8 protein-coding genes and 1 pseudogene are annotated in these 9,163 nt (G+C 71.0%); 1 reads left to right on the top strand and 8 read right to left on the bottom strand.

Features of this window, described 5'->3' with window-relative positions; all coding sequences use genetic code 11:
• Positions 1-83 precede the first annotated feature (83 nt).
• The gene (locus tag ACFWBW_RS10330) at positions 84-812 is read left to right on the top strand and encodes a PspA/IM30 family protein (RefSeq protein WP_385370277.1); all 729 of its coding nucleotides are present in this window, start codon (positions 84-86) and stop codon (positions 810-812) included.
• Between the two features lie 107 nt (positions 813-919).
• Here the strand turns inward: ACFWBW_RS10330 and ACFWBW_RS10335 are convergent, their stop codons facing one another.
• The 8 genes and pseudogenes from ACFWBW_RS10335 to ACFWBW_RS10370 form a co-directional block, all read right to left on the bottom strand.
• Positions 920-3,520 (bottom strand): SpoIIE family protein phosphatase, encoded by a 2,601-nt coding sequence (locus ACFWBW_RS10335; protein WP_385370279.1) that lies wholly within the window; start codon positions 3,518-3,520, stop codon positions 920-922.
• A gap of 185 nt (positions 3,521-3,705) precedes the next feature.
• Positions 3,706-4,134, bottom strand: coding sequence for an ATP-binding protein (locus tag ACFWBW_RS10340; protein ID WP_385370281.1), 429 nt, complete (start codon positions 4,132-4,134; stop codon positions 3,706-3,708).
• Between the two features lie 167 nt (positions 4,135-4,301).
• Positions 4,302-4,745, bottom strand: coding sequence for a (deoxy)nucleoside triphosphate pyrophosphohydrolase (locus ACFWBW_RS10345; protein WP_385370283.1), 444 nt, complete (start codon positions 4,743-4,745; stop codon positions 4,302-4,304).
• A gap of 41 nt (positions 4,746-4,786) precedes the next feature.
• A complete protein-coding gene (locus ACFWBW_RS10350) occupies positions 4,787-4,999 on the bottom strand; it encodes an SPOR domain-containing protein (RefSeq protein WP_385370285.1) in 213 nt (70 codons plus the stop codon).
• Between the two features lie 160 nt (positions 5,000-5,159).
• Positions 5,160-5,582 (bottom strand): annotated as a pseudogene (locus ACFWBW_RS10355) (hypothetical protein); the annotation flags it as partial.
• A gap of 80 nt (positions 5,583-5,662) precedes the next feature.
• Positions 5,663-6,820: an RNA-guided endonuclease InsQ/TnpB family protein gene (locus ACFWBW_RS10360; RefSeq protein ID WP_385370287.1), complete on the bottom strand. Its 1,158-nt coding sequence runs from the start codon at positions 6,818-6,820 to the stop codon at positions 5,663-5,665.
• 144 nt (positions 6,821-6,964) lie between these two features.
• Positions 6,965-7,717, bottom strand: coding sequence for a GntR family transcriptional regulator (locus tag ACFWBW_RS10365; RefSeq protein ID WP_385370288.1), 753 nt, complete (start codon positions 7,715-7,717; stop codon positions 6,965-6,967).
• 126 nt (positions 7,718-7,843) lie between these two features.
• Positions 7,844-9,010, bottom strand: a complete 1,167-nt coding sequence (locus ACFWBW_RS10370) for a DUF4190 domain-containing protein (RefSeq protein WP_385370290.1) — start codon at positions 9,008-9,010, stop codon at positions 7,844-7,846.
• Between the last annotated feature and the right edge of the window lie 153 nt (positions 9,011-9,163).

Consider the following 9,163-nt stretch of genomic DNA (forward strand, 5'->3'; position numbering starts at 1 on the left):
GCGGGGACCCCCTCACCCCCCGTTCCCCCGTTACCCCGTCCCTCCCGTTCCCCGCTCCCCCCCGTCCCAAGGAGACACCGCACATGAGCAAGCAGAGCATCCTCGGCCGCGTCACCCAGCTCGCGAAGGCCAACATCAACTCCCTGCTGGACCAGGCGGAGGATCCGCAGAAGATGCTGGACCAGCTGATCCGCGACTACACGAACAACATCTCCGAGGCGGAGCAGGCCGTCGCCACCACCATCGGCAACCTGCGGATGCTGGAGGCGGACTACAAGGAGGACGTGGACGCGGCCGCGGAGTGGGGCGGCAAGGCCCTCGCGGCGAGCAAGAAGGCCGACGAGCTGCGAACGTCCGGGTCTGCCGCCGACGCCGACAAGTTCGACAACCTCGCGAAGGTCGCCCTGGGCCGCCAGATGCAGTCGGAGAAGGAGGCGAAGACGGCCGCGCCGACGATCGCCGCCCAGACCGAGGTGGTCGACAAGCTGAAGTCGGGCCTGGACTCGATGAAGATCAAGCTGACGGAGCTCCAGGCCAAACGGGACGAGCTGGTGTCGCGGGCCAAGACCGCGCAGGCGCAGAACACGATGCTGGACGCGGTCAAGAACATCGACGTGATGGACCCGACCAGCGACATCACCCGTTTCGAGGAGAAGGTCCGCCGCGAGGAGGCCATGGCCCTGGGCAAGCAGGAGCTGGCCGCCTCCTCCCTGGACGCCCAGTTCGAGTCCCTGGACGACCTCGGCAAGACCTCGGAGATCGAGGCCCGCCTGGCCGCACTGAAGTCCGGCAGCCTGAGCAAGCCCTACTAGAGCCTTCCGCCGCACCTCCCCGGGCCTGGCCGCGGCCGGCCCGGGGGCGCACTACCCGGCCGTGCTCACCCGGGCGCGCTCACCCGGCCGTGCTCACCCGGCCGTGCTCACCCGTACATGCCCAGCAGCTGCTCCGCCGACAGTTCCGCCACCGACTCCGCCACCGCGCCCGGGAGCGGGAGTTCGAACCAGACGGTCTTGCCCCGGTGGGTGCGGCGGGTGCCCCAGCCCGCGGAGAGCAGGCCGACCAGCTGGAGGCCGCGGCCGCCCTCGTCGGTGTCCCGTGCCCTGCGGCGGCGGGGCTGGACCAGGTTGGCGTCCCAGACCTCGCAGACCAGGGTCCGGTCCAGTAGGAGGCGCAGCCGGATCTCGCCCTCGCCGTAGCGCAGGGCGTTCGTGACGAGCTCGCTCACCAGCAGTTCGGTGGTGTCGAGCAGCCCCTCCAGGCCCCACGCGGGCAGCTTCGCCCGGGCCAGCTCACGGGCCCGGCCCACCGAGCGCGCCTCGCGCGGCAGCTGCCAGTCGCCGACCGCGTCCACCGGGAGGCCCTGGACCCTGGCCATCAGCAGCGCGATGTCGTCCTCGCCGTGCCGGGTGTCCAGGGTGTTCAGGACGTGGTCGCAGACCTCTTCCAGGGGGCGCGCGGGGTCGGCCAGCGCGTCCCGCAGGCCCCGTAGACCCTCCTCCAGCGGGTGGGTCCGGGATTCTACGAGGCCGTCGGTGTAGAGCGCGAGCAGTGCTCCCTCGGGGAGTTCGACCTCGACCTCCTCGAAGGGCTCCCCGCCGACGCCCAGCGGCATCCCGGTCGGTATTTCCAGGAGCAGTCCGGGGCGGGGCGTGCCGCCCTCCTCCACCGGTTCCACCAGGACCGGCGGCATGTGGCCGGCGTTGGCGATGGTGCAGCGCCGGGTGACCGGGTCGTAGACCGCGTAGACGCACGTCGCGAGGTACACCTCGGAGCGGTCGGCGTCCCGGGAGTGCAGTGCGGCCCGGGAGGCCTGCTGGGAGCCGCCGGGTGCGCCGAGGCCCCGGGCGATCTCGTCCAGTGCGGTCAGCACCTCGGCCGGTTCCAGGTCCAGCAGCGCGAGGGTCCGTACGGCGGTGCGCAGTTCGCCCATGGCCACGGCGGCCCGCAGTCCGCGGCCCATGACGTCGCCGACGACCAGCGCCGTGCGGTGCCCGGGCAGCTCGATGACGTCGAACCAGTCGCCGCCGACCTCGGTGGCGGCGTTGCCGGGCAGGTAGCGGCAGGCGATGTCGAGTCCGGCGGCCTCCGGGTCGCCGGGGGGCAGCAGGCTGCGCTGGAGTATCAGCGCGCGCTCGTGTTCGCGCCGGTAGAGCCGTGCGTTGTCGATGCAGACGGCGGCCCGCGCGGCGAGCTCCACCGCGACCGCCCGGTCGCGTTCGCCGAAGGGCTCGCTGCCCTTGGTGCGGGAGAACTGCGCGAGCCCGACCACCGTGTCGTGGGCGACCAGCGGGACCACGAGCGTGGACTGTACGAGGTCCCCGGACTCGGGTCCGCCGCCCTCCACCAGCCGCGGCCGCGCCGTGCGCAGGGCGAACGCCCCCGGCGATCCGGGCGGATAGCGGTGGACCTCCCCTACGGAGACCAGCGCGCCCGGACCGGACAGCGGGGCGTCGGACACGGCCGAGGAGAAGGCCACGCGCCGCAGCGGCGCCGAGGGCGCCCGGCCCGGGCCCTGGCCGGGCAGGCTGGGCACGCCGGGGCCCTGCGGGCGGGCGGGGCGGTCGTCGTCGCCGAGCAGCAGTCCCTGGTAGAGGTCGACGGCGGCCAGGTCGCAGAAGCCGGGGACGGTGACGTCGAGGAGTTCGCGGGCGGTGGTCTCCAGGTCGAGGGAGTTGCCGATGCGGTGTCCGGCCTCGTTCAGCAGGGCCAGGTTGCGCCGGACCCCGGCGGCCTCGCGGGCGGCGAGGTGGCGGCGGGTCACGTCGATGCCGATGCCGGCGACCCCGATGGGGCGGCCGGTGCCGCCGTGGACCCGGTAGAGGTTGATGGACCAGTGGCGGTTGTCCCGGCTGCCGGGGGCGGCGCCGGTGATCTGGAGGTCGTTGACCGAGTCGCCGGTTTCCAGGACCCTGCGCAGCGCCTCGGCCATCCGGTCGGCCTCGTGCGCGGGGAGGTAGTCGTGGACGGTGCGGCCGCGGTGCTCCTCGGCGGCGCCGCCGAAGACGGTCGCGAAGCGGCGGTTGGCCCGCTGCACGGTGAGGTCCGTGCCGAAGAGCAGGAATCCGAAGGGAGATTGACCGAATATCGCCTGCGAGGCGGCCAGATCGGATTCGATCCGGCGCAGCGCGCGTACGTCGACCACGACGCAGAGCGCGGCCCGCTCGGCGGTTTCGGTCTGGGTCGGCATCACATAGATCTCGGCCACCCCATGCGCACCGTCGCCGCCGGGGATCCGGAAGGGGATCAGGCCGGTCCATTCCTTGCCGTCGAGAATCTCGGCCACCCTGCGGTGTGCGCCGGCGCGCAGCTCCGGGGGCATGAAGGCGTCGACGGGGTCACGGCCGACGGCCTCGGCCGCGGTCAGCCCGAAGAGTTCTTCGGCGCGCAGACTCCACTGGTCGATCAGCCCGTCGGGCCCGATCGAGAAGGAAGCGACCTTTATGTAGTCATATATCGAGCCAGGCGGGCTGCTGTGCCACAGGGAGTCGCGCCAGGTCTCCCCAGACGCTTCCCCGGGCACACGGGCCTGATGTGCCTGTGCAGGTATCTCGCTCACGCGACCGTCCCCTCCAGCTCACCGCAACCGGACCGGCCATGACCGAAGTATTCAGCACCACGGCGCTCTACGACACGGCCTTCGCGATCACAAAAAGATCCCGTTGTTTTCCAGCCAAGCTCTGTGATCGCCGACTGCCCCTCACCTTGTTACTCACCAGGAAGAGCCAATTCGAACCACACGGTCTTGCCCGACTTCCCGTGGCGGGTCCCCCAGCGCTGTGCGGAGACCGCCACGAGGTGGAGTCCGCGGCCCCCCTCGTCGTCGGGTGCGGCGACACGTTCGCGGGGTGGATCCGGAAGCGGATCCGAAACCTCCACGAGAAGCGCCGGACCTGAGGGAGCGTCCCGGACGGCTGGATTGCGCCGTACGAGACGGACTCCGATGGGGCCCGACGCGTACCGCAGGGAGTTGGTGACCAGCTCGCTGACCAGCAGGACGGTGACGTCTCCGACGGAGTCGAGGCCCCAGTCGCGAAGGGTGCCGCGCACCGCGTGGCGGGCGGTGCGGACGGCACCCGGTTCGGCGGGAAAGGCCCATTCGGCGCATTCACCATCTGTGTCGATCACGCCGATCACTTCCCGGGCCGGCTGGCGACCCCAGTCCGGTCCGACAGGGAGAACGGAACCTCGCGCACGAGTACGAGATGGGGATTAATAGCGACATACCCGATATTCGGGGCGTCGTACCACTCGGTCCCCCACGGACCGGCGCACTGTGGCGCAGACGGCCTAGCGCGTGCGCGTCACGCGCCCCCGGGAACGCCGTGGACGCCATGGACGCCGTGGACGCCGTCGGCGGCGCTCAGCCGGCGGCCCGCCTCGGCGACGGCCGGGCGGTCCTGGTCGAGCCAGTCCACCGAGTCCAGCTCCCCGGGCCCGAGCCAGCGCAGCTCGTCGTGGTCCTCCAGCGGGAGCGGATCGCCCGAGAGCAGCCGGGCCGTCCACACGTGCAGGACGAGCCCGGGCTTCAGCGGCCACTCCCCCGGGATCCGCTCCAGCGCCTCGGTCTCGACGCCGAGTTCCTCGCGCAGCTCCCGCACGAGCGCCTCGGGTACGGATTCGCCCGGCTCGGCCTTGCCGCCCGGGAGCTCCCAGCGGCCGGCGAGCTCCGGGGGCGCGCTCCGGCGGGCGGCCAGCAGGCGCCCCTCATGACAAAGGGCTCCGCCCACGACCACTCGTACCGTCATGGGCGGAGCCTATGGCAGCGGCGACGGGTGCGCCGCACTGCTCAGTTCCTCGTGCCGGTCCTGCCGGCGGTGCTGTCCTGACCGACCTGACCGAGCCGCTCGATCCAGTAGAGCTGCTTGTGCCCTCTGCTTTCGAGGCTGTCGGCGACCTTCTGGGCCTCGGCCCGGGTGGAGTACCGGCCCACCCGGTAGCGGTTGCCGTTGTCGTCCTCACGTATGACCAGCCACGGGAGCAGGGCACCGCTGTCGTTCATCGCGTTTCACCCTCCGCCGACGTACCTGCCCGGGAAACCGCATTGCGCATATGCCCGAGCCTACGCCCGACCTTTACTCAGCGGATACGGTTTTTCACGAAGAGGTACCTCGCAGGCGTACGCATCCGGCCATGCGTACGAGTGGGCCGTGCGCGCCGGTTCAGACCCGGCGCACGGTCGGCAGCGGCAGGATCACGGCGCCGCCGGCGTTCTCCTTCCTGCAGACGTCCCCGCAGGTCGCGTCGAGGGAACAACAGAGCGAGCAGATCGGGCCGGACTGGACGGGGCAGTCGGCGATGTCCGGGAGCTCGTACGCGGACTCGCAGACGGCGCAGAGGTGCGTGGCGGTGTCATCGACGGGCACGTCCGGGCCGTTGACCGTGTTCGGCCTGGCCAGGTAGTACTTCCCCTTCGTCGCCCAGGCGATCAACGGGCAGAGGACGAGCGCGAGTCCGGCCGCGATGAAGGTGGAGAAGGCCTCCGCGTACGTCCCGAAAAGGCCGAAGAAGGCGAGGATCGAGACAGTGGAAGCGATCACCATCGCGCCGAAACCGGCCGGATTGACCGCGTAGAGGTAGGCCCGCGTCAACTACCAGGCTCCGAAGGGCCGGGCTTGGAGGTAGAGCCCAACTGGCTGCTGGGAGGTCCCCTCCGTCCAGCACCCTAAGCGGGTGCGGGGGCGTGTGACTCCGCCCCGCTTCGCCACAACCGCCGTGCACGAGCACGGATGTTGCGGGAGGCATTGCGGTCGGCGTGATCAACGAATCCGCACGACCGGCACGCGAACCGTCCCTGAGAGACACGGTTCAGCTTGTCCGTGTGCCCGCACTCCGCGCACATACGTGAGGTGTAGGCGGGGTCGACGAAGAGGACGGGGACACCGGCGCGCCGCGCCTTGTACTCCACGAACTGTCCGAGCTGGGCGAAGGCCCAGGAGTGCAGCGCGACCCGTTGGGGCTTTCTCAGCCGTACCCGCTGGCGGACACCGGCAAGGTCTTCCATGCCGATTCCGCGCCCGGTGCGTTCAGCCTCGGTCACGATGCGCTTCGAGATGATGTGGTTGGCCTCGGTCGCCTTGCGCTGCTCCTTGCGGCGCTGCCGCCTCAGTACGCGCTTAGCCGACTTGGTGCCCTTCTTCTGGAGCTTGGCCCGCAGGGCAAGCTGACGCTTGCGGTAGTGGTTCAGCCTGCGTCCGGCATAGATCTTCCCGTCCGAAGTGGTGGCGATGTTCACGATGCCCAGATCCACGCCGAGGAAATCGGTCGGCTCGATCAGCTCGGCCTCGGGCACCTCGCACGTGGCGATGAGGAACCAGATGCCGTCGCGGTGGACCAGATCGCTTTCGCCCTTGCGGTGCTCAGCGAGGAGCTTGCCGGCCTGCCCGGAGCAGACAAAGCGCACCCCGCGCAGGCGCCCGGCGATCGTCCAGATGCTGACGGTCCGCTCGTCCACCTGCCAGGACAGGCAACGGTCGTCGTACGGCTGTGCCGCGTCCGGTCGGAAGGCGATCGGCTTCGCCTCGGCCTTGGTCCGCCGCTTGGAGCCCGGCCTACCGAGGTTCCCGGCACGGATGTTGGCGCGCAGGGTGGTGTAGGCGTCTGCGACCTTCCGCAGTACGTGCAGCGCGGGCTGAGCCGACAGGCCCCGGCCTTTCAGGTTTCGGTAGGCGAAGCCTTGCAACGCCTTGCGCGAGGTCTCGCCCCGCTCGTGCGCGTGGCCGGACAGCCAGTTGGCCGACTCGTTAACCGTGCGCAAGGTGCACTCAAGTGCCGACGCAACCTCGGGCGTCGGCATGAGCTTCACTTGCACGACGATCTTCACGCCAGCACCAATTCATCGTCTCTACTTCACGTAGCCCCTGCGGGGGCGGTTCCGCCGGCCACTCCCTTTCACAGCGGGGTTACAGCCCGAGTGACCCCCTGTCCGCGTTCCGGTGCACCGCCCCCGAACGGGCTCAGCCAGTAGTCACCTCACCGGCAGGTGGTACGCCAAGCGGTAGCGGTCGGCCGGGACGATGACGTCGGCGGTTTCCACGGCGCGGCCGGACGCGAAGTACGTGCGCCCGATCACCAGGACCACGTGCCCCGGCACCCCGCCGAGCTGCATGCTCTCCTCCGCCAGGCCCGGCCGCGCGCCCACCTCCTCGACCACGTTGTCCACGACGACGTCGATCGCGGCCATCCGGTCCACCACCCCGGACCCGCCCAGCGGGCCCTCCTCGGGCAGCATCACCGGCGTCCGCCCGGTCACCGTCAGCGGCTCCCAGGAGGTGGACAGCATCATCGCCTCGCCCGCGTCGCGGTAGACGTACCGCGTCCGCATGACCCGCTCGCCCGGTTCGATGCCGAGCCGTTTCGCGATGTCCGCCGGGGCGGCGGCCTGTTCACTGCTGGAGTCCCAGGTGCCGCGCGCGCCCGCTTCCGCCTGTTCCTGCCGGAAGGGGGTCGAGACCCCGCCGGTGCGGTAGCCGGAGCGGGCGACGCGCCGCGGGACCGGTTGTTCGCGTACGTACGTGCCGGATCCGGACCGGCCCTCGACCAGGCCCTCCGCCATGAGGACCTTGCGCGCCTCCAGGGCCACCGTGTCGGAGACCCCGTACTCCTCACGGATCCGGGCCTGTGAAGGGAGCCGGGCGTGCGGAGGCAGGGACCCATCGACGATCTTCCGTCGCAGATCCCCGGCGACGCGCAGATAGGCCGGCTGCTCGCCGAAAGTCACAGGCCACTCCCATCAGGTTGACAGACAGCTACACCCTGGCAACCGACGGTTGTACATCGCAAGCAAGGGCCAGAGTTTCACCCGAAGTGATGAAGCCAGGTCACCCAAACCCACGCGTCCCACGCGTTACGCGGACTCCCGGGAAGGGCTCCGCGCGGGACCGGGCGAAGTGCCCGGCGGACCCGACCCGTCCCCCTTGTTCCCCTCGGATCCGGCCAGCCACTCGGGCACCGTCGTCGACAGTCCGTACGCCCCGCGCAGCGCCTTCTCCAGCTCGACCGGCAGCGCGGCGACCGCCCGGTCCCACGCGTCCAGGAACGCCCCTTCGGTCTTCGCCCGCGCCGCCTGCTGCCACGCGAGCCGTGCGACGTCGATCCGCTCGCGCTGCACCCCGGCCGGACCGGCCAGCTCGGGCCGCTCCTTCGCCTTGTCCAGGAACCGCGCCTCGGCGCCCAGCGCCTTGTCCATCTCCCACGCCCAGGCATGGTGGGAGGGCAGGTCGTCGCCCACTTCCTCGTCCGGCTGCTCGGCCAGCGCGTCGTCCACCCTCCGCATGACCCGCAGGAAGCCCACCTGCTCGGGCGTGAGCATGCCGGCGTCGTTGCGCAGGCTGCCGCGCTGCTCCCCGCCCTCCGTGCCGATCACGCACACGATCCGCCGGTCCCCGTCGCGCCAGCTCCCGGGCGAGGGCGCGAAGTAGTACATCCCCGCGGACGGGGGCAGGGCCCACGTGTCCATCGCGTACGCGTCCTGCGCGCTCCAGCACTCCCGCACCGCGGTGTCCCGCACCTCCTCCACGCCCGGGAACCGCTTCGCGGTCATCGAGTTCGCGGAGGTGACCTCCGCGTCGTGGACCTCGGCGCAGTCGATCCGGTAGATGGGGGCTTCCTCGGCCAGCAGGCCCCCGTCCGGGACGTTGAAGCAGTGCCCGACGCGCAGTTCGGACGCGTCCACGAGGGCGCCCTCCACGGACCCGTAGGCCCCCGCCCCGCCCCGGGAGCGGCTCCGTTCGTCCAGCGCGTCCACGGCCCGTACGGCCACGGGGACCGCGAGGACGGCGGCGAGGCTCATCACCAGCGAGACCACCAGCCCCCAGACGGCGAGCGCCGCGCCCCGCTCGCCCGTCTTCTTCGTCTGTACGAGGGCCACGATCGCGAGAACGATGCCCAGCGGCGGGAAGCAGAGTAGCCCGACGAGCAGGGAGGCGAGCGCGAAGCCGTTGAGCGGGGGCGGCCCGTACGCGTACCCCTGCGGGGGCGGGACGGGCCAGTGGTGCGGGTGCTGGGTGCTCACGGGGCTCCAGGTAGCGGGGCGAACGAATGCGCGAATGGTACGCAGCGGGGGGGGGCGTCGAAAAAGACGCCCCCCCCCCTTTCTCCCCTCCCCTCTTTCCCGGCCCGGGGAACAGGGAGTCCAAAACCCAAGATCCAAAACCCAAATTCCACA

Origin of the sequence: Streptomyces sp. NPDC059957 (assembly GCF_042730015.1) — a bacterium.
Lineage (GTDB): Bacteria > Actinomycetota > Actinomycetes > Streptomycetales > Streptomycetaceae > Streptomyces.